Annotated in this window: 29 protein-coding genes; 5 read left to right on the top strand and 24 right to left on the bottom strand. The window is 46.6% G+C overall.

The window, feature by feature from the left end; all coding sequences use genetic code 11:
• The 6 genes from HQK80_06935 to galU are packed head-to-tail and all read right to left on the bottom strand — an operon-like array spanning window position 1 to window position 6,313.
• Entirely contained in the window at window positions 1-1,200 is a 1,200-nt protein-coding gene (locus HQK80_06935; protein ID MBF0221949.1) for a glycosyltransferase family 4 protein, read from the bottom strand.
• Window positions 1,197-2,111: a sulfotransferase gene (locus HQK80_06930; GenBank protein MBF0221948.1), complete on the bottom strand. Its 915-nt coding sequence runs from the start codon at window positions 2,109-2,111 to the stop codon at window positions 1,197-1,199. Before HQK80_06930 ends, HQK80_06935 begins: the two co-directional genes overlap by 4 nt.
• A complete protein-coding gene (locus HQK80_06925; protein ID MBF0221947.1) occupies window positions 2,108-3,214 on the bottom strand; it encodes a hypothetical protein in 1,107 nt (368 codons plus the stop codon). Before HQK80_06925 ends, HQK80_06930 begins: the two co-directional genes overlap by 4 nt.
• Window positions 3,215-3,232: 18 nt before the next feature.
• Complete coding sequence (locus HQK80_06920) at window positions 3,233-4,375, bottom strand: hypothetical protein (protein ID MBF0221946.1); 1,143 nt, start codon at window positions 4,373-4,375, stop codon at window positions 3,233-3,235.
• A 7-nt stretch (window positions 4,376-4,382) separates the two neighbouring features.
• Window positions 4,383-5,396 carry a UDP-glucose 4-epimerase GalE gene (galE, locus tag HQK80_06915; GenBank protein MBF0221945.1) on the bottom strand — a complete coding sequence of 338 codons (1,014 nt, stop codon included), beginning with the start codon at window positions 5,394-5,396 and terminating at the stop codon, window positions 4,383-4,385.
• A 35-nt stretch (window positions 5,397-5,431) separates the two neighbouring features.
• A complete protein-coding gene (gene galU, locus HQK80_06910) occupies window positions 5,432-6,313 on the bottom strand; it encodes a UTP--glucose-1-phosphate uridylyltransferase GalU (protein ID MBF0221944.1) in 882 nt (293 codons plus the stop codon).
• A gap of 295 nt (window positions 6,314-6,608) precedes the next feature.
• Between galU and HQK80_06905 the strand changes: the two genes are divergently transcribed.
• From HQK80_06905 to HQK80_06890, 4 genes are read left to right on the top strand one after another with little or no spacing between them, the layout of a single operon-like run.
• Window positions 6,609-7,019 carry a hypothetical protein gene (locus HQK80_06905; protein MBF0221943.1) on the top strand — a complete coding sequence of 137 codons (411 nt, stop codon included), beginning with the start codon at window positions 6,609-6,611 and terminating at the stop codon, window positions 7,017-7,019.
• A 34-nt stretch (window positions 7,020-7,053) separates the two neighbouring features.
• Window positions 7,054-7,893: a hypothetical protein gene (locus HQK80_06900; protein ID MBF0221942.1), complete on the top strand. Its 840-nt coding sequence runs from the start codon at window positions 7,054-7,056 to the stop codon at window positions 7,891-7,893.
• A gap of 13 nt (window positions 7,894-7,906) precedes the next feature.
• Window positions 7,907-9,247 carry a DUF560 domain-containing protein gene (locus tag HQK80_06895; GenBank protein MBF0221941.1) on the top strand — a complete coding sequence of 447 codons (1,341 nt, stop codon included), beginning with the start codon at window positions 7,907-7,909 and terminating at the stop codon, window positions 9,245-9,247.
• Window positions 9,248-9,279: 32 nt separating this feature from the next.
• On the top strand, window positions 9,280-10,215 hold the full coding sequence (locus HQK80_06890) for a magnesium transporter CorA family protein (GenBank protein MBF0221940.1): 936 nt from the start codon (window positions 9,280-9,282) through the stop codon (window positions 10,213-10,215).
• 64 nt (window positions 10,216-10,279) lie between these two features.
• Here the strand turns inward: HQK80_06890 and HQK80_06885 are convergent, their stop codons facing one another.
• The 17 genes from HQK80_06885 to HQK80_06805 form a co-directional block, all read right to left on the bottom strand.
• Complete coding sequence (locus HQK80_06885) at window positions 10,280-10,681, bottom strand: thioredoxin domain-containing protein (GenBank protein ID MBF0221939.1); 402 nt, start codon at window positions 10,679-10,681, stop codon at window positions 10,280-10,282.
• A 36-nt stretch (window positions 10,682-10,717) separates the two neighbouring features.
• Window positions 10,718-11,137: a hypothetical protein gene (locus HQK80_06880; protein MBF0221938.1), complete on the bottom strand. Its 420-nt coding sequence runs from the start codon at window positions 11,135-11,137 to the stop codon at window positions 10,718-10,720.
• A gap of 268 nt (window positions 11,138-11,405) precedes the next feature.
• Complete coding sequence (locus HQK80_06875; protein ID MBF0221937.1) at window positions 11,406-11,870, bottom strand: amphi-Trp domain-containing protein; 465 nt, start codon at window positions 11,868-11,870, stop codon at window positions 11,406-11,408.
• Between the two features lie 62 nt (window positions 11,871-11,932).
• A complete protein-coding gene (locus HQK80_06870) occupies window positions 11,933-12,259 on the bottom strand; it encodes a hypothetical protein (protein ID MBF0221936.1) in 327 nt (108 codons plus the stop codon).
• A 256-nt stretch (window positions 12,260-12,515) separates the two neighbouring features.
• On the bottom strand, window positions 12,516-12,665 hold the full coding sequence (locus tag HQK80_06865) for a hypothetical protein (protein ID MBF0221935.1): 150 nt from the start codon (window positions 12,663-12,665) through the stop codon (window positions 12,516-12,518).
• 10 nt (window positions 12,666-12,675) lie between these two features.
• Complete coding sequence (locus tag HQK80_06860; protein MBF0221934.1) at window positions 12,676-13,428, bottom strand: AAA family ATPase; 753 nt, start codon at window positions 13,426-13,428, stop codon at window positions 12,676-12,678.
• Between the two features lie 59 nt (window positions 13,429-13,487).
• Window positions 13,488-13,796, bottom strand: coding sequence for an amphi-Trp domain-containing protein (locus HQK80_06855; GenBank protein MBF0221933.1), 309 nt, complete (start codon window positions 13,794-13,796; stop codon window positions 13,488-13,490).
• Window positions 13,797-13,843: 47 nt separating this feature from the next.
• Window positions 13,844-15,037 (bottom strand): GAK system CofD-like protein, encoded by a 1,194-nt coding sequence (locus HQK80_06850; GenBank protein MBF0221932.1) that lies wholly within the window; start codon window positions 15,035-15,037, stop codon window positions 13,844-13,846.
• Window positions 15,038-15,102: 65 nt separating this feature from the next.
• On the bottom strand, window positions 15,103-16,194 hold the full coding sequence (locus HQK80_06845) for an HprK-related kinase B (protein ID MBF0221931.1): 1,092 nt from the start codon (window positions 16,192-16,194) through the stop codon (window positions 15,103-15,105).
• Window positions 16,187-17,062 carry a GAK system ATP-grasp enzyme gene (locus HQK80_06840; protein MBF0221930.1) on the bottom strand — a complete coding sequence of 292 codons (876 nt, stop codon included), beginning with the start codon at window positions 17,060-17,062 and terminating at the stop codon, window positions 16,187-16,189. Before HQK80_06840 ends, HQK80_06845 begins: the two co-directional genes overlap by 8 nt.
• A 65-nt stretch (window positions 17,063-17,127) precedes the next feature.
• On the bottom strand, window positions 17,128-18,780 hold the full coding sequence (locus tag HQK80_06835; protein MBF0221929.1) for a phosphate uptake regulator PhoU: 1,653 nt from the start codon (window positions 18,778-18,780) through the stop codon (window positions 17,128-17,130).
• Between the two features lie 3 nt (window positions 18,781-18,783).
• Complete coding sequence (locus HQK80_06830; GenBank protein ID MBF0221928.1) at window positions 18,784-19,050, bottom strand: amphi-Trp domain-containing protein; 267 nt, start codon at window positions 19,048-19,050, stop codon at window positions 18,784-18,786.
• A 66-nt stretch (window positions 19,051-19,116) separates the two neighbouring features.
• Window positions 19,117-20,229, bottom strand: coding sequence for a hypothetical protein (locus HQK80_06825; protein MBF0221927.1), 1,113 nt, complete (start codon window positions 20,227-20,229; stop codon window positions 19,117-19,119).
• Window positions 20,230-20,309: 80 nt separating this feature from the next.
• On the bottom strand, window positions 20,310-20,852 hold the full coding sequence (locus HQK80_06820; GenBank protein ID MBF0221926.1) for a GAK system XXXCH domain-containing protein: 543 nt from the start codon (window positions 20,850-20,852) through the stop codon (window positions 20,310-20,312).
• A 219-nt stretch (window positions 20,853-21,071) separates the two neighbouring features.
• On the bottom strand, window positions 21,072-21,482 hold the full coding sequence (locus tag HQK80_06815) for a hypothetical protein (GenBank protein MBF0221925.1): 411 nt from the start codon (window positions 21,480-21,482) through the stop codon (window positions 21,072-21,074).
• Window positions 21,483-21,561: 79 nt separating this feature from the next.
• A complete protein-coding gene (locus HQK80_06810; protein ID MBF0221924.1) occupies window positions 21,562-22,155 on the bottom strand; it encodes a hypothetical protein in 594 nt (197 codons plus the stop codon).
• A 62-nt stretch (window positions 22,156-22,217) separates the two neighbouring features.
• Window positions 22,218-22,544: a hypothetical protein gene (locus tag HQK80_06805; GenBank protein MBF0221923.1), complete on the bottom strand. Its 327-nt coding sequence runs from the start codon at window positions 22,542-22,544 to the stop codon at window positions 22,218-22,220.
• Window positions 22,545-22,834: 290 nt separating this feature from the next.
• Between HQK80_06805 and HQK80_06800 the strand changes: the two genes are divergently transcribed.
• A complete protein-coding gene (locus HQK80_06800) occupies window positions 22,835-23,542 on the top strand; it encodes a response regulator transcription factor (GenBank protein ID MBF0221922.1) in 708 nt (235 codons plus the stop codon).
• 45 nt (window positions 23,543-23,587) lie between these two features.
• Here HQK80_06800 and HQK80_06795 read toward each other — a convergent pair.
• The coding region (locus tag HQK80_06795; protein MBF0221921.1) for a PAS domain-containing sensor histidine kinase at window positions 23,588-24,013 on the bottom strand (426 nt) is incomplete at its 5' end.

Genomic DNA, 24,013 nt, shown 5'->3' with positions numbered 1-24,013 from the left:
TCACTGGGGGATGCATGTTGTTTTAAAGGCCTGGTGAATGGCTTGTGAAAAGGTTCGTGCTGGATGGATTAGGTTTGAACGCATAGCTTCTACTCCTTGCGAAATCTCCTGATAAATGGATTCTTTGTCCAAAAGCAGGTCAAGCTTGGCTTTTAAGTCTTCAGCTGAGTCTGGTTCAAATAATAAACCATTTTTGCCGCTCTTTATTAAGTAAGGGAATGGGCCAAAGTTGGGGGCAACCACTGGAATCCCAAGGGCCAGCCCCTCCATGGCCGCCATGCAGCGACCTTCGGGAAACGTTGATTTAGATGCCACGATCAGAACTTTGGCGGTTTTTATGACAGGCAGAAGTTGATTCCGCGGGACCTTACCTAGAATGGAGACCTTTCCGGCAAGGCCATTTTCAGCAATTTCTTCCTGCAATCGTAGCAGACCGCCACCGTCACCGGCATAGACCAGTCCGAAGTCACTGCCTCGGTGGAGCCTTTCCCGGCAGGCGGTTAGAATGTCAAAAATACCTTTATAGTCCTCCATTCGACCTACATAAAGTGCATAGACCGGGGGCAATGCCACTTGGATTTCACTATTATTTAACGAATTTATCTGACTGATTAAATCACTAAATCCAATGTCAAACTCATAAATTCTATGTCGCTGTACGCCGATATCGAGCAGCTGTTGCTTGAGATAAGGACCATGGCAAATAGTGGCATTGGCACGGCGGATACAGTAGCCGTCGATTTTCTCGGTCAGTCTGGTGTGAACCTGAGCCCCAGGATTGGAAACCCGGTTGTGGCGTGAGTGTATCCAGGGAACATTGAGTATGCCTGCAACAAGATGTGTGAGCCATAGCATGGAGCCGGACCTGCCGCAGATAATAAAATGAGGACGAAATGTAATGGCTTTTATGAGGCCATTCATAAATTGAAAGACGAGCAAAAAAAATTTCACAAAACGAAATTTTCCGTTTTTCAATTCAGTACGAAGAACTTTAGCCGTTACATTACCTTTCCTTATCTGTACGTTCCGGTCTGAGCAGGATAACAGCAAGATATCCTGGCCGCAGGCATAGCGCAGTAAGTCGCCAATAAAAGCCTCTGTGCCGCCTTCCGGGACTGTCTGGGGACAGTCGCCAAGGAGGTTAAGTTGTTCGACAACATCCCCATTCTTAATATAGAGCCAACGTTTTTTTGGGGTCATAGCGGCGACTGCTTTTTCTGCAAGGCAGGGTTGGTGCTGTAGTCATATAAATCCAGCATCGCTCCGGCATGTTTATAGATACTCTTTTTTTCAGCGACAGTCAGCCTGCTGATGCTTTCACTGTTCAAGTTTTGGATGGATTGTTTGATGCAGCCGCGCTCCGTTGGCAGAGCAAAAGCTTCAGCCTTGACATCCGACGGTGCGCCAGTTTCGAGGCCTATAAACTCGGCCAATTTGGCGATATTAGCCGTAGGATTTTCGGCTAAATCCTCGTAACGTACCTCCAGATAGTTTGCTACTTCCTGGCTGTTTCTGGTTAGAAGTTCTCCGACACGCTTCCAATGTTTGGCGGCTCGCTCCAGGGAATGTCCAGACCTGCGCTTTATTCCTTCAGCGACTGCATAACCGTTGCGTACAAGACCTATAAAGTAGGCGTGGGGAAAGTGCTTGTTGAGAAAATCCATGCGCACCAGATTTGCAGGAGTTTTTTCGACGATGACTTGGTTTACGGGTTTTGGCAGCGCACTGATCCAGTCATGGACCAGGCGCGGGAGAATTGCCGCCGAGTTATTGATGGGCATGTGTAAATCCTCTGCATACTCGGACCAGACCCTGTCAAAACCGTACTTGTAAGCCCGTGGTAGCGTGTTTGTATGTCGCTGGCCTTCGAACTTCATGACTGAAATTTGGCCGCACTTTTCCAATGCTTTTTGCAGCAAGGTGGTTCCGGAATTGTTGCATCCGACAATAAAAACCCACTTGTGTGCCTCGAGAATGTCCTGATAATGCCGGGTGTAATACTCCTTGCCGCCGGTATGCCAAAGCCAGTTTCTATGGATGTCACAGGCCTGAATATGCAGTTGCCTTGACATGCGGAAACGTAAATTGTTAATCCGTTTGAGGGTGATCATTGGCTTTGTTTTACTTGAGCAGAGGTTTTGATGATGAGGGGTCGTTCAAGATACGGGGAAGAAAATAAAGCATCACCGTCCTTGATCTGAATCATTTGCCACTTGTTCGGATCTACTCCATAGCCTTCCTGGTGTTTTGCGGATCCTTCTCCTGAAAGTCTGGGCGAGTCCACTAGGTTTACAAAGGTGCTGTCAGGGGAGTCTTTAACTATAAAGAGGTAATTGCCTTCAGACGCGGCGCCATTTCCGCCATACCCGAACACATTGATATCTGAAGAATTTCTAACCACCATGACAGGCTTGTTTCCCTCTCCCTTAAGCCCAAAAAAAGAGACGTGTTGACTTCGATCAATAATAATATTGCTTTCACCTTGAGACCTTTCAAGATTGCACTGGTAAAAAGCGATGGGGCCTTTTGTGTCTTGAACGGCAAGATGGCTATATGATTTGCCAAATGCCAATGGGTAACCGTCATCCTGAAAAAAATTGTAAATTTTCCCGCTTCCATTTCCAGATATAAGTAGCAGCGGATGCGTTCTTCTGTGCTTCATTCCATCATTTGCTTTGCCAAAACCGCCTAAAGGTGGAAGTGTATCAAAGTTAACATCACGGATAATACCGTAAGATTGCCAATCAAGCCCGTAAGTGTCTGGGATATGATAGGGGGTGTGCAACCCAAGGTTGGCAATCAAGGTATCACTGTCGGCGGATTGGGCACTCTTGATAAGCGGGGCATCCAGATTTATTGAGCCTCCTTTCGACCGGACTCCCGCTCTTGAGGTAATTATAGATAGATGTCTGGCAAGACCGATAAGCTTTGTCTTTGGTTTAAGAGTCAGTGGGGCGGAAATATTGTAGTACCCTTTAGGCAGAAAAATAATGCTGTTTTGCTCTATGGCCTTTTGGATAGCTTCAGTATCGTCGGTGTAACCATCCCCTTTTGCATTATAGGGCGATTTAGTGACATCGACCGCCTCAGGACTTTCCCAACTTGGGAAATTGTCACTCCACAGGTGCCGGCTTTGAAGGTCATCTGGGGGTGTTGCAAAGGCGATATTCCTGAAGTCCTCTAGCCGTTTTTCTCCCCCCTCAAGGATGCTCATGGTATATTGCCAGCCATGTCATTTCCTTGGTTGGGCCACGTTAGTGTACTCCTTGAGATGCACCCACCCACCAGGCTTTACATCAAGGAGAGGTTCCCGTACTCCGGCAATTATCTTGGAGGCGTTTTTTATATACACATTTTTTAGGTAGAGGCTGCTTTCTGACGAGATGGCAGGCCCACGCTGGTTCAGACTTATGCGGCTGTCGATCAAGCAAACCTGGCCATGAACAGGTGACCAGCTTGCCGACTTGCTGACAATCGGCATCCCTTTTCCAGCAAAATCAATTACGACTCCCACGGCCGATAATGTCTGACGGCCTTGATAAAGGATTGCCGTTTCTCTCTGCCCGGTAAGGGTGAGACCAGAGATGGTTGGAGCTGGTTGTGTTTCGCGAAGGTCAAGTCCGATATTGCCACCAATCACTGTAATATCGGCATGGCTGCCTCCCGAACCGCATCCTCCCTCTATTCCGGTAAGTCCGTCGCCTACACGAATTACCGACTCCTGAATGCCCGAACCCTGGGCGCCGCGATGTCGGATAGCGATGGCACCAGGGTTGTTTTTGCCTATGGTTATATCAATATTAATAAACATTTGATTCATCGAAACTGGCGGGGCCGGTTCATTGTGATTTTTCATGCTACGAGCCCAATAGTGCACAACGTACTTGGGGCGGGAAGCGTTTTCAAAGCCTCTTGACTTCGGTTTAAGATAAATTACGGGTCTTTTGCCTTGACGAGAGCCTATCAACAGGCATGGAAAATTTCGTGCGTTATAAATTTTGCTGTTCGAGCGTTTATAGTAGTTTTGAATACACTCAATTGTGTCACTGATCATGTAAGTACCTGAAGGGAAAAAGCATACCATTTGGTGATCCCGGGCAAATTTAATCGCCGCCTGAATCGACTCTGTTGAATCTTTGGCCCCAGTCGGGTCTGCAAAAAATGGTGCAGCGGTTATATCAACCAGACCGGAGGCGGCCAACTGCTGATTTCCTAGTTCGGTTGGTACCTTAAGGTTAATACCGTCGACCACCGGACCGTAAACTGTTTTGTGAATGAGTTCTTCTGGGATTTCACCACAACTGCTCTTTTGGCTAAATAGAAGAAAAAAAATAATGCCAAGTGCGACACATAGTTGACTGAGGTAGATTTTCAAAATTCAATCACTCATAACCATTCGGGTTTTGTGCCTGCCAGCGCCAGGCATCGGCGCACATATCTTCAAGGCCTCGGCTCGCCTCCCAGCCAATTTCGCGTTTGGCCTTGCCGGGGTCAGCGTAACAAGCAGCAATGTCGCCGGGACGCCGGGCAACAATTTCATATGGGAATTTGCGGCCTGATGCCTTTTCAAAGGATTTCACCATTTCCAGCACACTATAGCCTCGCCCAGTCCCCAGGTTGTAAATAACCACCCCAGGGTTTTCGACCAGTTTTTCAATGGGCTTAATGTGGCCCAGTGCTAAATCAACTACATGGATATAGTCACGCACCCCAGTACCGTCAGGCGTCGGATAGTCGTCACCGAACACCGACAATTTTTGCCTTTTCCCCGCTGCCACCTGAGCTACAAACGGCATCAAGTTGTTGGGGATACCGTTGGGGTCCTCACCAATACGTCCGCTGACATGGGCGCCAACCGGATTAAAATAGCGGAGTAAAGCAATATTCCAGGAGGCGTCTGCCCGGTGGAGGTCTTGCAGAATATATTCGATAAAGAGTTTCGTGTTCCCATAGGGGTTAGTGGCGGTCAGCGGAAACTCTTCGGTGATCGGCAGACTTACCGGTTCTCCGTAGACGGTGGCTGAAGAGCTGAAGACAAGGTTTTTTACCCCATAGGCAGCCATCATCTTGCAGAGAATCATGGTTCCGGTGAGATTGTTGGAGTAGTAGCGCATGGGCATGGACACCGATTCACCCACAGCCTTGAGACCGGCAAAATGGAGTACCGCGTCGAATTCATTTTGCATAAAAATGATATTGACTTCGTGTTCATCCAGGAGATCGACACGGTAGAGTTTTATCGTTTTCCCGGTGAGTTCTTCAACCCGTCGAAGAGACTCCCTCTTGCTGTTCGACAGATTATCGATGACCACTACCTCATAGCCGGCGTTAAGCAGTTCAAGACAGGTGTGGCTGCCGATATATCCAGCGCCTCCGGTAACAAGTATCTGTTTCATTGTCCTTCCTTCATGTTATGTATGATACAAAACGTTTAGACGAGCGGTTGGCCGGCGACCGCCTGCCGCATAAAAGGAAGGAGTTTCGCCTGTAGATCGGGCCAGTCCATGGCAAAGGCCAGATTGGCCATTTGAAATCCGGCCTTGTCACCGCAATCAAATCTGTTTCCTTCGAAGCGATAACCGAAGATCGGCTGATGCTGCAGAACCATGGCCATGGCGTCGGTCAGCTGAATCTCATTTCCCGCACCGACCTGCTTACGTTCAAGAAATTCAAAGATTTTCGGGGTAAGGATGTAGCGCCCGATAATCGCCAGATTGGAAGGCGCTTCCTCCGGCTCTGGCTTTTCAACAAGACCGTTAATACGCACCACACCGTTTAATTCTTCACCTGTATCAAGGATGCCGTAACGGGATGTTTCATTTTTGTCGACCTCAATCACGGCCACAATAGAGGCACGCAGCCGATCAAACTGCTGGATCATCTGGGCAAGAACCGGGACTTCAGCTTGGATAAGGTCATCAGCCAGAAGCACCGCAAAAGGTTCATCGCCGATGATATTTCTGGCACACCAGATAGCATGCCCCAAACCGAGCGGCTGATCTTGACGGGTATAGGTAATGGTTCCAGATTTTGGCACCAGATCTTTGATCTGTTGAAGCAGGTCGGTTTTGCCGCGCCGACGCAGGGTTTCTTCCAGAACCAGGGATCTATCAAAGTGATCCTCAAGAGCGCCTTTTCCCTTCCCGGTAACAAAGATGATTTCTTCTATGCCGGAAGCAAAGGCTTCTTCCACAGCGTATTGAATTATTGGTTTGTCGACTACCGGCAGCATCTCTTTTGGCATAGCCTTAGTCGCTGGCAAAAATCGTGTGCCGAGACCTGCAACAGGAAAAACTGCTTTTCGAATTTTCATACCCACTCCTTTTTGATTGTCACGAAGGTTGGGTATTTACCCCTTAATAATGAAGTTTTGGTTAGCGCTTAGTTTTTTTTTGATTAAGACAGAAACAATCATTGTTTTGGTTTTTATTAAGCCACATTAAGAATGGATTAAATGTTGGTTAACTCCATTAATTTTTGGTTAACTTGCTTGTTTTGCGCCTGCAATTGGGGTAGAGACGAGACTTTACTAAATAGGTAGAGACAAAAAATTATTCATAGAGAGCACAAGGCTTTTAAAGGGACTCATCGCAAATAAAGGTGCTATTATGGTAGACTCGCGGATTATTTCTATAGATCGAAATTATTCACAGTACATTACAGCCAGAGCAAATTTTCAACCCATCGTACTTAGAGTTATTACAAGGGTTCTTTGTGCTTTTGTTATAGCTGCTGTTCCACTGCACATTTCTGTCATTAATGCTCTTGCCAAAGATGCTGATTCCCCGTATTCCTGGGGAAAATGGGAGCAGGTGCCGTTGCCGGCTGCCGGCCCGGTACCTGCGAGGAGCTATTTTAGGCCGCCGCCTCAGCCCCAGGTGGCGCTTTCCGCAACCCACACTCCAACGCCTTTGACTGTGCCAAAGGCAGAACCGTCACCGACATTTCAGCCTGCCGGTTCAGTAGCTCCACAGCCAATAGCCCCACCGCCCAAAACCCAGTTCAACTTTACCAGATGACAAAACATATCGGGCCCATGCCTGGAGGAAAAACATGAAAGCAAAAATTACATTCTTATTACTTGGTCTCGGAACAGCAACATATCTTGCCAGCGCCTCCATTGTTTCAGCGGCAGCAACCTATGCCTCAAGCAGTGCCGCCATTAATTGGAGTTCTCTGCAAGTTCAGTCACCTGGAGCCGATATTACTTGGTACACTAATGATATTGCAACCCAGGGCAGCAGTTCAGAGGCGGCTTTTAATTATAGTTGGCAAGATACCTGGGCAACTCTGTCAGGTGCGGATAACCATTCCTTTCAGGAGACATTGGGTTATGGTTCATCATCGGCTGTTGTCCCGGTTTCAGGCGCCGCAGATCAAAGCGCCAGCGCTCTGGCTGATGCCAGTCGGCTTCTCGCCAGTGCAGCGGCCATGTCTGATGATGATAGCGCCTATTCCGCAGCAGCAGAGGCACGAAGATGGGGGATGTTTTGGATCAATTCCGGCGGACTTGTGACAATATCCTTCGACTATGACCTGTCAGTACAGGTAGCAACATCCGCAACTGGTGATGCCTATGCAAGAGCCCTGGCGGCGGGAGTTCTCCACTACAACTCAGGTCTCGATGGTGCTCAGTGGCAGTCGGAGGAACTTATCATCACCACTGACTCTTCTGAATCTAAAAACGGGACCTTAACCTTGAGCTATCAGTTCACTCCAGGTTCCTATGGTTTTTTGGAGGCTGGCGCCAGAACAGAAATCAGCGTAGACAATTTATCGGGTAATCTTCAGCCTGTACCCCTGCCTGGCGGGCTTGCCCTCCTGTTTACCGGGCTAATATCCTGCGTCGCCGTAGCCCCAAAGAAAAAAAATGAATCTGTTGTGGCAGGATGATCACTGGTCCGGCATGAAAATCATTTATACCACCGATAAGGTAATGGTCTGGCAATGGCCTTTGGCTTTGTGGATAGTAATTGCTCTATTTTTCTCTTTCCTTGCTCCACCGGCAAGCGAAGCAGCAGAACAGCTTTCCACTGATAAGGAGCAGGTGGAAAGCCTCTTTGCAGGAGGCATGTCGGCTCGGGAAGGCGGAGATAACGACTTTGCCGTTGAAGCGTTTATCGAAATATTAAATATCGATCCCACTATCAATCGGGCACGGCTTGAGCTGGCCCTGACGTATGCCAATATTTTTGAGTATGCCAAGGCCCTGGAACAGGCGGAAATTGTCCTGAAAGATCCTGGAACCCCTCCAAAGGTCAAAGCCTCAGTGCTGGCTTTTGTCGCACAGTTGGAGGCTGATAAGGTGAATCAAACCAAGACGAGCGACTGGCGGTTCCCCCTATCTTTTTCATATGTTTATGACAACAATATAAATATTGGCCCCAGTTCGGCTGTCATCCCCGGCATAGGTGAGCTTAACCCCAATCAGCTGCCCCAGTCAGACAGCGGCGTTGAGCTTTCCGCCGGAGTGAGCCATACGTTTCGAGGGGGTCAATACGTCCGTTCATCTTCAAAAAAACCAATTTTTTTAGTCTTGAGCGGCCTCAATTACTACAATCGCCATTATTTCAATGAGGATGTCTATGACGGTGATTATGACCTGGAGGTTATTTCCGTTCGAACATCTCCTGCCCTGGTTGTCCCTGGAAAGTGGAGAGCAAACCTTGATCTTCAGGCCGATATTCTCTATTACGGCGACATCAGACTGGGCAACTATTATACCATGATTCCGGCTTATACCTTGTATTTTGGAGAGGTACTTGAAGTGACCGGCGATGTGACCCTGTCAAAACGTATGTACGAACAGTCAACTGAAGCAGGCCGGGACAGCGATTATACCGCACCCAGACTGCATTTGAGATACTTAGGTCCAAATAATCGATACGCAATCCAGGGCATTTTTGAATATTTTGACGAAGAAGCCGATCTCTCACGTTTTTCCAACACCGGGACAAGCTTCTCTGTGGCAGGCGCACTGAATATCAGTAGAGAATTCTCAGCTTCGGTCTCCTACCTCAACAGAAAAACTAAGTACGACGGGTTGGAGCCCGGATTTCCTTCCCCCAGGGATGAAAACCAGGACCAGTTGAGTCTGGGCTTGAACTACACGTTTTCCGAAAACCTGCCAGCCTTTGCAAACTGGACCCTGGGGTACAATGTAACCTGGACCGGCAATCAATCCAATGTCGCAACCACTGATTATGACCGAACCTTTTACAACCTCTCTATGAGTCGGTCTTTCTAACGATTCAACTTTACGTACTTGGGTAATTTGCCATGTTGACCTTTAACAAACACCAGAACGGACTGATCGTCGAAGTCCCCGATTTTGACACCTGTGAGATCGTGCGTGCTCTGGCCCCGACCTCGGAGGAAATTGAATTCCTTGGCAATAAACTCAATATCCCGGAGGACTTCCTGGTGGCAGCCTTGGACCGTGATGAGCGGCCCCGTATCGAGGTCGACGAAGGCTGCCGGTTGTTGATCGTGCGTATACCGCACCACAGCGCCTCCTCAGACACCCCCTATGTCACCATTGCCCTGGCCTTTATTCTGACTCCTACTCATATTGTTTCCGTCTGTTCTGAGGAGTCGCTGTTGTGGCGTGATCTGCTGACAACCGGGCGCCGCCAACGCCTGCCGCCACCCGGAGAACGGGTCGCCTTTCTCTGTGCCATGTTCATGATGATTGCGCGCCAGTATCTCGTTTCGATCCGCAAGATCAAGGAAGAGGCGGACGCGGCGGAAGAGGCCATTTGCGGTTCCATGAAGAATGAGATGCTGATTCGTATGCTTCACCTGGAAAAATGCCTGGTCTTTTTCACCACATCGCTGCGGGCTAACGAGCCACTCTGGGATCGCTTTCGCAGAATCCACGGCCGTGAACTCACCGAGGACGAGTTGGACCTGGTTGATGATGTCAAAATCGAGTTCCGTCAAGCCCAGGATCTGGCCAAAATCTACAGCAACATCTTGAGCGGCATGATGAACGCCTTTGCCTCGGTTATCGCCAATAACCTCAACGTGGTGATGAAGCTATTGACCCTGATCACCATCATCCTGATGCTTCCTACGCTGATTGCCAGCATCTACGGAATGAACATCAAACTGCCTTGGCAGAGTTCGCCCCACGCCTTTCTGATCGTCATGCTCCTGTCAATCTCCCTGTCTGGTCTTGGTATCGCCGTTTTTGTCAGAAAAAAATGGTTTTAGGCCTTAATCTAAAATTCTACGATGAGCCAGTTTACACCTGTCCGGGAACTTATTGCGGCAGTTCTCAGGGTTTATTTTTTGTAGCGAGTTCTTTCTCAATAGCTTTCTGAAATCCCATCATGCTCAGGCTCTTGAGCTGTCTGCCGTTGACAAAAATGGTCGGGGTTCCATTGACTCCAGCTGTCTCACCATTTCTGATATCGGCCAGTATATGGTTGGAAATCTCCTCATCGGCTCTGTCCTTTTCGAAACGAGCGAGATCTAAGCCGATGGACTCCGCCAGGCTTTGTATCTTTTCTTCATTCAGTGAATCGTAGTTTTCCAGAAGAGCATCGTGCATTTGCCAGAATTTATTTTGCTTTCCCGCAGCAAAGGCGGCTTGGGCCGCAGGGCGGGCGAACTCATGATTTTTAAGTGGAAAACTTTTATATACCAGTTTGACTTCGGTGGGATATTTCTTGAGCACCTGCTCAAGTAAGGGATTAACCTTTGCACAATACAGTCATTGGAAATCGCTGAAAAGTGCCACTTCAACTGGTGCGTTTGGGGCACCTTTAAATGGAGAGTCTGCTGTGTCGATGTCCACAATATACTGAACAGCTGCAATCTCGATAGTGCCGGCCTCTGGATCAGACAGAAACAGGAGGTCACCATTGGCGTTACTTTGAATGCTGTGAACCCCCGACGAAACATTTAAGACACCCTTCGGCATTCCAGCCTCGAAAATTTCAATTTTCCCTGAATCGTTCAGGACAAAAAATAATTTACCGTCGTTTGACATCGCGGTATCTATGATGCGGCCCGATGGTTTCATGGTCAGCAGGACCTCGGAATCCACTTGCGTGTCGGCAAACCCAGAAAGTGGTGCCGTTAGCATACTGGCTACCAAGAACAGGCAAAGTTGCGCCAATTTTTTCTTCATAAAATCACCTCAATATATTTATCTTTTATGGTTGCAAGCTATTGCGCTCAACTAACTGTGAAAGAAAGAATGTACAGGTCTAGTATTAAGTAACAATTAATATTTGTTTAAGAATTGCACAAAAGCGGAGGGTATGAACCACATCGATACTGCTGGAAGGGTGAACAAGCAAGGTTGATAAAAACATGGAAGAATAGTCTCCCGAGCCTGACCATGGATGGCGGGCTCGGGAGATATATAAAAAGATCAATTTTTGGCTAGCGTGAAATCACTTTTTTTTAGCTGGGACAGCAGCCGCTGAAACCGCCTTGTCTTTGTCGCCGACTTTGGAGTCGGTAGCAGCTACTGCCTTTGCTCCTGCAGAGGTAGCGGGGTCGCTTTTCCCAGATTCTGTCTTCTCTTTCACTTTGGTTTCTTCGGTTTTCTCTTTCTGCTTCTCAGGTACTTTTTCTTCTTTTTTGGGCCCTGGAACCTTCGAGCCTATTTTTATTTGACCCGCAGCACACTCTTCTGAGACCCTCCAGGAAAGTTCCAGGGCGAATTTTGCCTTGTCTTTTTTGCTTTTTGCCTCAACCTTCACCGTAACAGATTCGGGCAGACTTAAAACGACAAATGCTTCTTCTTTCTGGACCACAACGTTTCCTTCTTGGAAACTTTTGGTGAGGTCTTCAAGGTACTTAATAACTTCTTTCAATTCCAACTGCTGGGTTTGAGCAATTTTGTTTGTTTCCATGTTTTTTCTCCTTGTCTAAAGTTTGGACAATGTTGTCTTCCATTTCTGTCCCTTGGTTTTGGCTAGATGCCGGTTTGGTTTTTGTTTTTAACGGCTGTCTTGTCGATCTGCTTTTCAGCAGGTGTTTTGATTGACGGCTCTTTTAGCGGTTCATTATCTTCTGTTTGCTCTCCCATTTTGACTGCCGCGAGATCCACACCGAGTTCAATGAATTTCTTCTCTGCTTTTTTTAGAAATTTTTCCAGTTCATTGTCGATGGCAGTTTCAACGTCAAGCTTCTTACCCATAAGCCTGGCACACTCCTTTGCCCTGTCAAGGCGAGTGACCAGGTCTATGTCCACATTAAAAATCACACGTTTTGTCTCTTTTTCGCTCTTAAATATACCCATTTCATCACCGCAATAAATAATTAATCAGTACACTTTTTGTACATTATACGTACATTGAAAACAATGTCAACACCTTACGTTGCTTCATATAAAATAATTATTCGCAATAAAAACAGTTCATTATCGCCTGTGAGTGGCAAATAGCTAACTGATTTAATGAAATTTTTTACTCTAACTGAAGATTAAAATGGTGGGATATTGAATAAAAAAAATGGAATAATAGCAGCAGACAAACTTACATTTTTGTTCGTATTGGTTATTTGTTGTACGAGTGGCGGACGTCTTCACCTTCAATTAAAAATACAAGCTGTTCAGCTATATTGACCGAGTGGTCGACAATCCGGTCAAAGGCCTTGATAATAAAAACGACATTGATGGCCTGTTCAATCGAATGCGTGTTGTCCATGTCATTTGAGTCATAGTAACATCCTTGTGGCCAAGCGCGCCTGAATCTCTTCCCAGAGAGCTATGTAAATTTCGGTCATGCGGGAATGAGGCTCAGAAAAAGGCAGCGGCAGGCGTGTAAGAGTCATTTTTTCGACACTAGCCCGGTAGGGAATAAAGGTTCGGCAGGCAAAGGTCTTCCCCTCTTCAACTATATTTTGGTGAATTGTCTTGCGCAAATCAACCATCGAATAAAAAGGAATAATCTGGAGCGCTGCCTGCTTGCCGTTAGCCAGATGGCTGCGGAAATGGTCCAGGGTCAATAATGACAATGGTGCGGGGATTAACGGCATAATAACTGCGTCCACTATATCGACAATAGTATCAATTAAGGAAGAGATGCTTGGCGGACAGTCAAAAATGATGTGCTGGTAGTGCTCACTGAGCTCACGAACGACCTTAGCAAGTTTTTCAGCTGATTTTTTTGAGTCGCTCAGGGCAATGTCCATGTGGCGCATAGCTAAATCAGCGGGCAAAAGATCAAGAAATTCCGAGTCTGTTGACTGAATGTGTTTAGCAATATCCTTTAATTTGCCCTTTAACAGTTTTTTCAGTTTAATCTCTGAGTGCGGGGAAACGTTTAAGAGATAGCCCGCTGCACCTTGGGGATCAAGATCCCACAGAAGTGTTTTCTCTCCTCTTTGGGCGGCAACAGCCGCGACGTTAACAGCTGTCGTCGTTTTACCGACTCCGCCTTTCATGTGATAGAAAGCAAGTACTGCCATTGCGTGCTCCTTTACAAAGTCCGGATAGAGCGCTTTGTTTTTTTCATGTGCATCTTTGATTAATTCATCTCTTTGGTGTCAACCAGCAACGGCGTTCTCTCTGGTGGCTCCTGGCATGATATCTTAAAGGGCTCAATATTTTTAGGAATTTCCTGCCAGAAGAGTTTTAAGGAAAAGCGCGACTTGCCTTTTTTACATTTTGCGCCTATTTCAAAAACTACTTGCTCAGGCATAGTAAGAACAACATGATTGTCGCCATGCTCCACTACAATTTTATTGGCCTTGAAACAGTTGATCAACTCTTCAAGATAGGCGATGGTATCACCGACAGTACCAATCTGTTTGCGAGTTACTTTGTTAGTTTTCATTGTCTTCACTTTTCTGATTAAAATCGCTGAAAACGTTTCATTGCCGACTAAACCAGCGACAGCAAAACGGGCAACAGCAGATGTTCGTCTATATATGGAGTGCTTTGATCACTTATTAACGGGGTGTCAATCACGGTTACGCCCAACGCCCTGACAGCCTCCAGATCAAGGCCGCCTGCATATTGACCATTTTTACTGTCGACAATAACAAAATTCAAGACATCACCGGGAGTACTATCTGGATTCCCATCCATAAGCTGGTTGAGTAAAAACCTGACCTGCCCCGCAAGATCATACCCGTAACACTCAGGGTCAACACCAGTGTTGGGTACATACACCTTGGGAGTCTTGTTTTGAATAATTTGTTCACAAACGCCGGTTGGCAACAGGTTGGCGATGATACTTGTAAAAAAGCTTCCCATGGGATAGCAAATAAGCTCAGCTGAACAAATAAGCTCCTTAATTTTTATCCGAATGTCTACGGCAACGGGCTGCGCAGTTTTAGGGTCATCAACGAGATAAAGGGAGACAATCTGGTCTGTAACTGGTTGAAATTTCTTGCCGGTCAATTTGTGTTGGCCGACAACGATCGTCCCGTTTTTTAATCTGGCAGCAAGATGCATATGCTTGTTGACTATTGGACGAACGACCCCTCTAGCCTCCACCAATTTTGAAAAAATAAATATGACCGGGTCTGGATGGCGCCGGTTCTCCAGGTAGCCGCCAGTGAGAATAAGATTGCCGATACTGGCGCCTTGCAGTTCAAAACTGTCCGGCATGCGTTTTTGAAACGAGTACAGGTGATTTCTAATTATCTTCCGCAAGGGGTCGGGCACATGTTTGACCAGGGGATGACTCCCGTTAACCATTCTGTCAAGCTCGTGACAGAGAGTGGCGTTGTCCTCTTCCATTGGTAAACGATGGGTAAAGAGCTGATAAATTTCAGGGTTACCGTGCAGGGTTTGATCCGCCAGATCCATTAACCGGGCGCGCAGGTCGCCTATTGCCAGCATATTAAAAGCCTTGCGCAGGACAGCCGAACTGCCTCCGGAATCAAATGCGGTGATGAGGTGAATTGAGTTGTGTGTGTAGCGGATAATGTGGCGGCTGAGTTTTCGTAAGGCCGAACCGCCGCTGAAAAAAAGTATTCTTGGGCCCAGTTCCGGTGAGCTGGCAAAGCGGGCAAGCTTTACCGGGTTAGGTATTGTTACTTCACGCTGTATGGTGACTCGAAGGCTCATAACACTCACAGGTAAATAGTCGGCATCACTTCCCAGGAAAGCGATATGCCTTTGTTATCGGGCACTCAGATTATTTTTCCGCTCTCTAAAAATTGCAGGCACTTTAAGGCCGCCAGGTCAAAATTTACAGGTCCGCTGGCTTCGAAAACGGTTATTCTCCTGAGGTGCTCAAGGTACTCATCCTGACTTGCATCGAGAGCTGTGTCCTTTTGGTAAGGCAGATAAAAGAGACCGGTGGACTTCATAAAGGCGGAGAGTAAATCGGGGCGCTCATCCAAGGAAACCGTTCGGAACGAAAAATCGTCGGTGCTCTCCCTGTTCCAGTTCAGGATAAGAAGCCCGTGCATCGGTGATTCGATAATAAAACGGTTCTTGCCGAAACAGGCATCAATATCAACATCGTATTTATGTTCCAGCATCCAGAGTTGATCTAGCGGCAGCTCAGCAAACTGCCGTCTCTCCTCTTCAGGGATTGTGACCGTAAGATCCGGGTTATTGAGAACTGTACCTGGGTTAACCCTGGGGAGTTTAGCAACTCCGGCCATCAGCAGGTCAGCACCTGATTTATTGACGAGGAGCCGGTCATTGCTGACAAAGGAAGTCCCTTTGCTCATAAGGTGCAAGGCCAGGGTTGATTTCCCCATGCCGGAAAAACCTGCCAGCGCCAGGCCGCGACCTTTATGCTGCACACCGGCGGCATGACCGAGAATTGCGCCCTGCTGCAGCTTCCACTCAATAAATCGGTTGTTAATAAAGTTGATTACCTGATTGGGGTTTTTCAGACAGGGGCCCACGGCCAGATTATCACCCTGGCCGAAAATAAACTGCATACCCGTGAGACGCTTATGGACGATACGGCCGCCGTCAATGTCACAGAACTCCTCTTTGATCTTGGCCTTTCCAGGGTCTGGCTGCTTGACTGAATAGGAGTAATTGAGCTGACGGCCGGCCTCGTGGACGGTGATAACTATTTGAGGATCGGTCGGGCCAGCGATAAACGGCTTAAAGTATTGCCGCAAAACACGGTTAAGCTCTTCGCTGTTAAGCCCCACATTGATAGTGCAGCCGCCGAAAGCAAGATAAAGCTGGTGCGATGCCGGAAACGTGTGACGTATTTCGGATGTAAGTTGCAGGCGCTCAGTAATTATTTCAGACATGATCTATTGTTTCCATTACATAATCCACCAAAAGAGAAGCCGGATCAAAATCGCTGGTTGTGGTGATGCCGCGAAATCCGCCAAAGGCCGAGACTTCAAAAACCACCGGTCCGTTCGCCGTCTCGACCACATCGACACAGGTAAAGTCAAGACCGAAGAGGCTTTGCGCCTTTGCTGCCAATTGAATTAAAGATGGGTGGGGAGTGTAGGCCTCATATTTACCCCCGGAGGTTGTTGTCGTATTCCAGGATGTTCCTGTATTGCAGCGGGCATAGGTGGTAAGGTATTTCCCGCCCAGAAAAACAACTCCTAAATCACGGCCGCCCAAATCAATTTTTTTCTGAATATACATGAAGGTATTTTTCTCTTTAAAGGCTGCAATCTGTGAGGCCGCATCCGGGACGTCACTGATGACCTCCATGCCCCTTGCCTTAGAAGAATAGAGAGGCTTAAAGACAGCTTTACCGTATTTCCTGACAGCAGTGAGAGCACAATCCGTATCTTCGGTAATGGTTGTCGGCGGCATGGGGATGCCGGCGCTACGCAAGGTTACCGTGCAACTTAAACGATCTAAAACCCGCAAGATTTTGTCGGGCGCCGAAAATATTGCCAGCCCCTTTTCATGGAGGAAGCGCAAAACCTCCAAGCGATCCAAAAGATCAGGCGAATATCGTGCTCCGATCTTTTTTATTAGCAGACCATCAAGCGTTGACAATTCGATATCATTAAACCAGACTTCACCAGTATCCAGATCCAGTGTGGTTTTTTCCATGTCAATCAACAGACGGAATCCGGTTTTAGCCGCAATTGTGTCGGCCAACATTTCAGAGGACCACCCGCCGGTAGTTCCAACAACTCCAAGCTTCATATTCTCACCATATATCGATAGTCAAATAAATTATTTTTAAATTATTAAGACAGCAGCAATACAGTTTATGAGTAGTAGAGAACATCTTCATTAAGATGAAACTCCTCCAATGGGCGTCCGTCATGAGCAATCAATTTTTCAAGCAGGTAGCGGCCGCGGCAGAACATAACTTGAGCAAATTCGTCCCGCAACTCAAAGCGTGTTGAAGTAAAAAATGATCTGCTCAAGGCGAGGGACAAGCGCACATCGAACAGTTTGTCATCATATTGGCTTGCCATGAATTGGCCAAGCTGATAGATAAGGCTGATAACCCAGTTGTTTTTCAACCGCAGCGACTCTTCAAATATTGGCAGCCGAAAGAAGGAAACCATCAGCACTGAAAGATCCTGCAGATAATCGCCCTGTCGAGAACGATGCACATCGATGAAGTGAAGCTTGTTTGTCAGTGGATTGTAAACCAGGTTGTTGGCGTTACAGTCACCATGCAGATAGACAGAAAATGGAGCAACTATCTGCTTTTCTATTCTGCCGGCCCGGGAGATCATTTCCATCGTCGAGAGAATCTCTTTTCCCCCTATTTTTTGCCCGGCCTGGAATAGGTTTGGATGTACCTCCCGAATGTCCTCCAGCCGTGAAACAAGCTGATCGATATAGTTTGTCTGGATTGGCCGATCAATTTTAGTTTTTGACCATATATCAATCAGCAGGCAGTCGACGCCTGTAAGAATTCCCCCCAGCAGGTCGTCGTCACAATTCAGCAAGGCCTCCTCAAGGGTGAATCCGGAAAGATACTCCACCAGAAGTGCCGCCTTATCGCCTTCTTGATGATAACTGATGATCTTTGGCGCCAACCCGGGGAACAGCCTGTCCCAGTGTTCAAGGCTTGATTTTTCCGCATTGATTTTGTCTGGATCGCCACCTTTATAAATGGAGTTTTTGACTTTTTCGGCACTCTCCGGGTCAGGCACCCCGACTTTGCTTATCTGGCAGCCGGACCTGGTCCCCCAGAAAGCATCGTAGTAAATTTTGGAAACCGACCCTGAAACCCCTGATTTCTCGAGGGTTTTTTGCAGCGTAAGGTATTGAGAAATTTTGACTTTTTCGCCGATTATCACAAACAGCAAGGCTTCACCGATATTCAAAAGGGCGTCGCCGATTCGCTCCAGGTAGCGGATTATAAAGAGAATGGTAATTTGGTCGTCAACAGCCTCACCGGCCCGAAGTCTGTTTCTGATTAAATCAAAATCACTTTTGTATTTGCGATCAAGATTGAGTTCAGCATGACAGATTGTCAAAGCGTCGGTAAGATCGTGAGATTCAATAACAGGCAGGATCATGGGAAAGCATTTGCGGATTTCAGCAAAATACTCCTTGAAATTAAACTGCTGCAGAACCGCTAAATCCTTGATGTGGCCAACCTGGCGACCGATATTAACGCAATAGTCACCGATACGCTCCAAGTTTACACAAATGGTATATTTGGCGCGAACGACGTGGGCTTCGGTCTTTCTTTTTTGTCCCTGTTGACTGTGTATCTGAGCGAATGATTCATTTTCAATGATCGATTTCAGATTGTCAATGTAGTCATCCCGGGATTCGATCTTTTCGAGAATCTTGGAATTCTGATTGGCCAGAAATAGCTGAATGTTGTCAACTTGGCCGGTTATTTCCAGAACAAGGAATTGGAAATTCTCAGCAAGGATGTTGATAGATTGCATATATTAGATACTGGAAATAGCCATATTCTGGGCCGAGAGTTTTTTGCGCTCTTCTGTCCAGGCTAATTTAATACTGATGCGATTCTTTGTTTCCTTTTTTTTCGCTTTAATCGTCAGCTTCATCAGGCCGTTGGGATTGAGTACGATCTCTTCTTGCTCTGTAGAAAAGATGATCCTTTTATTATCAATACCCTTCACAAGGGCTTCCAGGTACCCTTTGATACTCTCACAGTCCTGCAGCGACTCGAAATCAAATTTATTCTCTGCCATCTTGTCTTCCTCTTGAGTTTATTATTGTATTTTGCCTTCCGAATTTATTCCTCTGGAAAGGCGTAGCTAGCCGTCCAACCGTGCCCGGTAATCATCAATGACCTGAGCTCTGCTTATCCCGGCAACAATCAGTTTTTTCTGAATCCCCGGATCCTGCCATAAAGGCTGGTTGCCAATCTCTCTCAGGCTTTTGACCTGGTCCTGTTCTTCACCCGGGCGGGTTTTTTCATCCATATGGGTGTCATCGCCCATGAATATAAGAATTTGGCGCTGCGAGAATCCGGCCCGGCGATTCTTGTCGATAACTACCTGAAGAAGAAACTTGGTGTATTCAAGTGATTGGGGGTTCCAGACCTCGTAACCGTCAACATCGTATTCCGCCAGGAGGATGGGCCAGAACTGTTCCGGATGGGGAATCACGATACCGGCACCAATGGCCCGGGCCTCCTCGATAATTTCTGAGGTTCGGTAAAAATATTCGAGGGGGAATTTTGCTTTAACTTTTTCCTTAACTGCCTTGATATAAAACTGGAGGTGATTGATGAACTTGTCGCCATATTCTGGGCGCATGCAGTCGAAATAATTCCTTATCAGCTTGTTTTTAATCATTGCCGGGGCGAGAGAGGTGTAATATTTGTCAATGAGTGTTTCGATTTTGCGGACATGCTCACGCACAAAAAAAATCAGCTCCTCTTCGGCGCCGGTTTCCTGGGCGGCAGACTCGATGTGAGGCAGCACTGGTTTGACAATGGTTCGGATATAATCAAAAAGCTGTGAGGATCTATACTTAAAGGTATGATTGAGAGCATTTTCCAGAACTCCGGCCTTTGATCTTTTTTCATCAGCAAAATGCAGCAAGAGTTGCACTTTGCGCTGGAATCCCCTGGAATAGCAGTCTACTTCAACGCCCGTATATCCCTGCCGACTGGTCAGCATGTTGTGCTGAGTCGGAATGATGAGTTCATTTGTGCAATTGGGATAAAGATGCTTAAGCCTCTGGTCGATAAGCGCCATGGGTACGGACTCAGGATGCCAATGGACGGCAAGCACCTCAGTCTGACGAGGATGGGTATCGGGCGGGTCGGTAATCTGGTTTTGCTGTTCCTGGGAAAGAGCAGTAGAGGTGATTTTAAGAAATCGCTGTTCATCTTCCTCGTGTATCACATCGCCACTTGGCATGTTACCCGAATTGAATAAGGGCCTGCCTATTTTGCCTTTAATGAGCTCCATTTTATTCTCTTCTCGTGATTGTCCAGCCGCTATTTATATTGGCCGTGACACTCTTCTTTTAATTTTGTGAGGAGTGTAAATTTGTCACTCAATTCTTCGAGTTTGCCGCTTTCAAATGCGGAGCTGAATTCGCGGCAGGCGGCGGTATATCGTTCGTAGAACTCATCGCCACGACCAGGGTAAGTCACCATGACCTCCGAATCATCAAGAAATTGGCCGACAGTCGTGTCGTTGGGGATCTCTCCGGCCAGAAGACTGTTTCCTATCGATTTAAAAGCGCCTTTCATCCGTTTTTTCAGGTACTTGTAGGGAGGCCTGCCACTGCCAACGGTTGTCCCGGTTTGAACGCCTGGAGCATCAAGCAGGTCTGGGTATTTGGCTTTTATTTTGAGGGTAAATTGATCACCACCCTTTTTTATTTCGATTGCAATTTTTTTGGCGGTGTTAAGATCAATTCCATAATCCTCAAGCTCAGGGCTGACCCCTTCAATAGAGTTGGCTATGGCTCTAAAAAAACTTGTTACATCAGCGGCACTAACCGTTCTTTCGAATTTAATTTCTCTGGACCCCATGATGACCTTCCCCTCTATAATTGTATTGAAAGCGATACAACGCCTCTGTCTGTCATGTTAAAAAACAGAACAATTTCAGAATGACCAGTAACCTTTTTACAGGATGATTGTTAAGCTAAGATTAAATTTTGGTTAAGATTTAAGGGATTGAAGGTTTCTGGAGATTAAGTCGGCCAGGATTGGAACTATTTTTTATATTCTTTGCCTGGACAGGCGCGCCTATATATACATAGATTTTTCCAACAGCGTGTTGGAATGGGTTGAAAAGGTGAAATGATCATGCCCGGCAATACACCCTTGCAGGATTGCATGTTCGATCAGTTCTTCGATGACCACATAACCTTGAGCTTCACCAGCTATTTTGAAATCACTTATGACCGGCTCAGTCCCATGAATACATTCGGTTTCCTGTTTGCAAATGCCAAAGGCTGCGATAATTTCAAGTTGATATTCAACGACATAAAAATCATAGCCAGGTTTTGTGAGCGAACTATTCAGTAAACCGGTTATTTCGGCTACACTCAGAGTTTTTCCATGCTTTAGGGCATATCTTTCCTTTGGGACGTATAGGATAAAGAGACCCAAAAAGTCACTATCCTGTGCTGGCCTTATAATCATTTCGTTATTCATCTTGATGGTCTCCCTGATATGACTTGCATATCTCTGTGGAACTTCCTGGTGAATGGTGATTTCAACAAATACCAGCCTGTTATTGCTGGAGAGTTATGATTGTTTTTGGGGTGCCGGGCAGCCCATGCCTCCCCTCATAGCGACAGAGCACTGAATTTTTTTCCTGGAACCAATAAGAGCTGTGCCAAAAATTTGCCCAAAGTCCAACAGGACGAATTTCAATGCGGCGGGCAGAGCTGCTGCACCCTGCTGGAGAAGAGGACTCCATGCGGGTGGCATTTAATTTGATGACGTCAAGGTTGTCGGACCGGACAAACCAGAAGGTCTCGGTTTCATTTTTTGAAGTGAGGAGCGGGCGGAGTGAAAAAGAAAGTGCCTGATACCAAGGGCTGTCATCTAACTCTTCTCTTTTGTTAATCGTATGAGAATCTATCGTGCTTTCTATGACAAGGGTGTTGCCCTCTCGTTTTACTTTGAGGCTATTATCGTTATCTTTCTTGTCAATCCATTCCCGTGTCTCCCCTGTTGGTGTACATTGAGTATAAAAAATTTCATCCTCCTGGGAAGAGTTAATAACTATTTGATTCTGCGCCTGGGTAAGCTGCCAGTCAAACCAGATTTCTTTCTCGCCGGTTTTTTCGATGTAAGAATAGCGTTCTTTCGCCCAGGTCACAGTTCTCCAGCCCGGGAGGAACGAGATGCTAAACAGCAGAAACAAACAGAGCAGAGTGCGCATCATTTTCGGGAACTGGTGGTCCCGTTAGTTATGACTTCGGCATTTCGTACCCATTCCTCCCAGATAGGCAGCCACTGACCCAAATTCCTGTTTTTTTCAGGCACCTTGAAAATCACATCCGGATAACCTTGGGGTCTCTCATGAATTGCTATGACCTGACGAACCTCACCCCGCAATTTGTAAACCGCTCCAACTTTTGATAGTCTCGCAAAAAGCCGCTCGACATCCCCGGCTCGCTCTGTAACTAGTTGATTTAATTGAGTGGCGCTGAACCTTTTTTGACTTTTTGCGAGTTTGTCAACTTTTGGCAAAATCATCTCTTCCATAGCAGTCCTCTTGTTTGAATTAACTGAAGAGCCCTCAACAATTTTTAATCAAGTTACCAACCCAAAATTAAGATGAAGTTTTTGTCTTGTTAAAATTTAAATAAGTTTACTCGTTTCAAATTTTAACAACCCTTTAACGCAACATTAACCATATCCTAACAAACCACTTTTACAGTGCGATCGTGATAAACCTTTGAAATCTCGGAAGCACCAAAATAATCGACTAGAGCCTGGTCTTTCTGGCTGTAGTCGATCCAGACCAATTGCTGTTCTCTTAAAAGGATATAAAAATGAAAGGAAAACTTATTCTCAGCGTCGAAGATGAAGAGGATATTCAGCAGCTTGTCAGTTATAATCTGATGAAGGCCGGTTACCAGGTGATCTGCGCTGAATCAGGCGAAGAGGCCCTTGAAAAATTAGGCACTGAAAAACCGGACTTGATCATTCTTGATCTTATGCTTCCAGGTATGAATGGTCTGGAGGTATGCAAACATATAAAAAAAACAGATTCCCTCAAAAATATTCCTGTCGTTATGCTCACCGCCAAGAGTGAAGAGGTCGATATCATTACCGGTTTGGAAATCGGAGCTGATGACTACATAACAAAACCGTTTAGCCCTAAGATCTTGATCGCTCGGATAAAAAATGCTTTGAGGCGTCGCGCAGAAGAAAAAACCAAAGAAAAAGATATCAGTGAAGATAGTATTGTCGTCCGGGGAGCCATCGTAATGGATCCAGGCCGGTTTGAAACAAAGGTCAACGGTCAGACGGTGTCGTTAACCTTGACAGAGTTCAGTATCCTTAAAATATTGGTACGGCGTCCGGGTTGGGTTTTCAGCCGGGAACAGATCATCGACTCGGTTCGAGGCTTTGATTACTCGGTAACGCCGCGGGCGGTTGATGTTCACATATTTTCACTACGCAAGAAACTTGGACCGGCTGGTATGCAGATTGAGGCGGTTCGAGGGATTGGTTACCGCTTTAAGGAAGATGCATAAAGTATTTAATTAGTGCAATCATCATAAAACAGCTGATTCAACATTTTACCCATCAAAATCTTCGGGCAGAACTCGATGGCGGGGTAACCTGATCATAAAAGTTGTCCCTTTTTTTACTGTGCTCCGAACCCCAACTCTTCCATGATGGGCCATTACAATGTGTTTGACAATGGCAAGCCCTAACCCCGTGCCTCCCAGTTTTCGGCTTCTCGCCTTGTCACTTCGATAGAATCGTTCAAACAGTCGGGGGAGATGCTTTTCATCGATACCTATTCCAAAATCTTCTACTTCAATCAATATGGTTCTGGGGTTTTCTTCAATGGCTCTGACCAGGACCTTGCTGCCGGCTTCAGTGTATTTTATCGCATTAACAATCAGGTTGGATAGCGCCTGCTCCATCAAATGGCTATTCATTGGAGCTCTGATTGCACCATCGCACTTCAAAAGAATCTGGATATTTTTTTCCCTTGC

The sequence above is a fragment of the Desulfobulbaceae bacterium genome (assembly GCA_015231515.1).
Classification (GTDB): Bacteria; Desulfobacterota; Desulfobulbia; order Desulfobulbales; family VMSU01; genus JADGBM01.
Note: the sequence above shows the minus strand (reverse complement) of the source record. Positions and strands in the feature narration are given on the sequence as shown.

Coding starts and splice junctions, on each gene's coding strand:
- HQK80_06830 (MBF0221928.1), bottom strand. CDS start 19,050: ATGGCAGAGAATAAATTTGATTTCGAGTCGCTGCAGGACTGTGAGAGT.
- HQK80_06845 (MBF0221931.1), bottom strand. CDS start 16,194: ATGTCTGAAATAATTACTGAGCGCCTGCAACTTACATCCGAAATACGT.
- HQK80_06880 (MBF0221938.1), bottom strand. CDS start 11,137: ATGAAGAAAAAATTGGCGCAACTTTGCCTGTTCTTGGTAGCCAGTATG.
- HQK80_06890 (MBF0221940.1), top strand. CDS start 9,280: ATGTTGACCTTTAACAAACACCAGAACGGACTGATCGTCGAAGTCCCC.
- HQK80_06825 (MBF0221927.1), bottom strand. CDS start 20,229: ATGCCAAGTGGCGATGTGATACACGAGGAAGATGAACAGCGATTTCTT.
- HQK80_06865 (MBF0221935.1), bottom strand. CDS start 12,665: ATGGACAACACGCATTCGATTGAACAGGCCATCAATGTCGTTTTTATT.
- HQK80_06850 (MBF0221932.1), bottom strand. CDS start 15,037: ATGAGCCTTCGAGTCACCATACAGCGTGAAGTAACAATACCTAACCCG.
- galE (MBF0221945.1), bottom strand. CDS start 5,396: ATGAAACAGATACTTGTTACCGGAGGCGCTGGATATATCGGCAGCCAC.
- HQK80_06930 (MBF0221948.1), bottom strand. CDS start 2,111: ATGATCACCCTCAAACGGATTAACAATTTACGTTTCCGCATGTCAAGG.
- HQK80_06905 (MBF0221943.1), top strand. CDS start 6,609: ATGGTAGACTCGCGGATTATTTCTATAGATCGAAATTATTCACAGTAC.
- HQK80_06935 (MBF0221949.1), bottom strand. CDS start 1,200: ATGACCCCAAAAAAACGTTGGCTCTATATTAAGAATGGGGATGTTGTC.
- HQK80_06815 (MBF0221925.1), bottom strand. CDS start 21,482: ATGAATAACGAAATGATTATAAGGCCAGCACAGGATAGTGACTTTTTG.
- HQK80_06855 (MBF0221933.1), bottom strand. CDS start 13,796: ATGAAAACTAACAAAGTAACTCGCAAACAGATTGGTACTGTCGGTGAT.
- HQK80_06870 (MBF0221936.1), bottom strand. CDS start 12,259: ATGGGTATATTTAAGAGCGAAAAAGAGACAAAACGTGTGATTTTTAAT.
- HQK80_06925 (MBF0221947.1), bottom strand. CDS start 3,214: ATGAGCATCCTTGAGGGGGGAGAAAAACGGCTAGAGGACTTCAGGAAT.
- HQK80_06860 (MBF0221934.1), bottom strand. CDS start 13,428: ATGGCAGTACTTGCTTTCTATCACATGAAAGGCGGAGTCGGTAAAACG.
- HQK80_06900 (MBF0221942.1), top strand. CDS start 7,054: ATGAAAGCAAAAATTACATTCTTATTACTTGGTCTCGGAACAGCAACA.
- HQK80_06820 (MBF0221926.1), bottom strand. CDS start 20,852: ATGGGGTCCAGAGAAATTAAATTCGAAAGAACGGTTAGTGCCGCTGAT.
- HQK80_06875 (MBF0221937.1), bottom strand. CDS start 11,870: ATGGAAACAAACAAAATTGCTCAAACCCAGCAGTTGGAATTGAAAGAA.
- HQK80_06840 (MBF0221930.1), bottom strand. CDS start 17,062: ATGAAGCTTGGAGTTGTTGGAACTACCGGCGGGTGGTCCTCTGAAATG.
- HQK80_06835 (MBF0221929.1), bottom strand. CDS start 18,780: ATGCAATCTATCAACATCCTTGCTGAGAATTTCCAATTCCTTGTTCTG.
- galU (MBF0221944.1), bottom strand. CDS start 6,313: ATGAAAATTCGAAAAGCAGTTTTTCCTGTTGCAGGTCTCGGCACACGA.
- HQK80_06805 (MBF0221923.1), bottom strand. CDS start 22,544: ATGGAAGAGATGATTTTGCCAAAAGTTGACAAACTCGCAAAAAGTCAA.
- HQK80_06895 (MBF0221941.1), top strand. CDS start 7,907: ATGAAAATCATTTATACCACCGATAAGGTAATGGTCTGGCAATGGCCT.
- HQK80_06800 (MBF0221922.1), top strand. CDS start 22,835: ATGAAAGGAAAACTTATTCTCAGCGTCGAAGATGAAGAGGATATTCAG.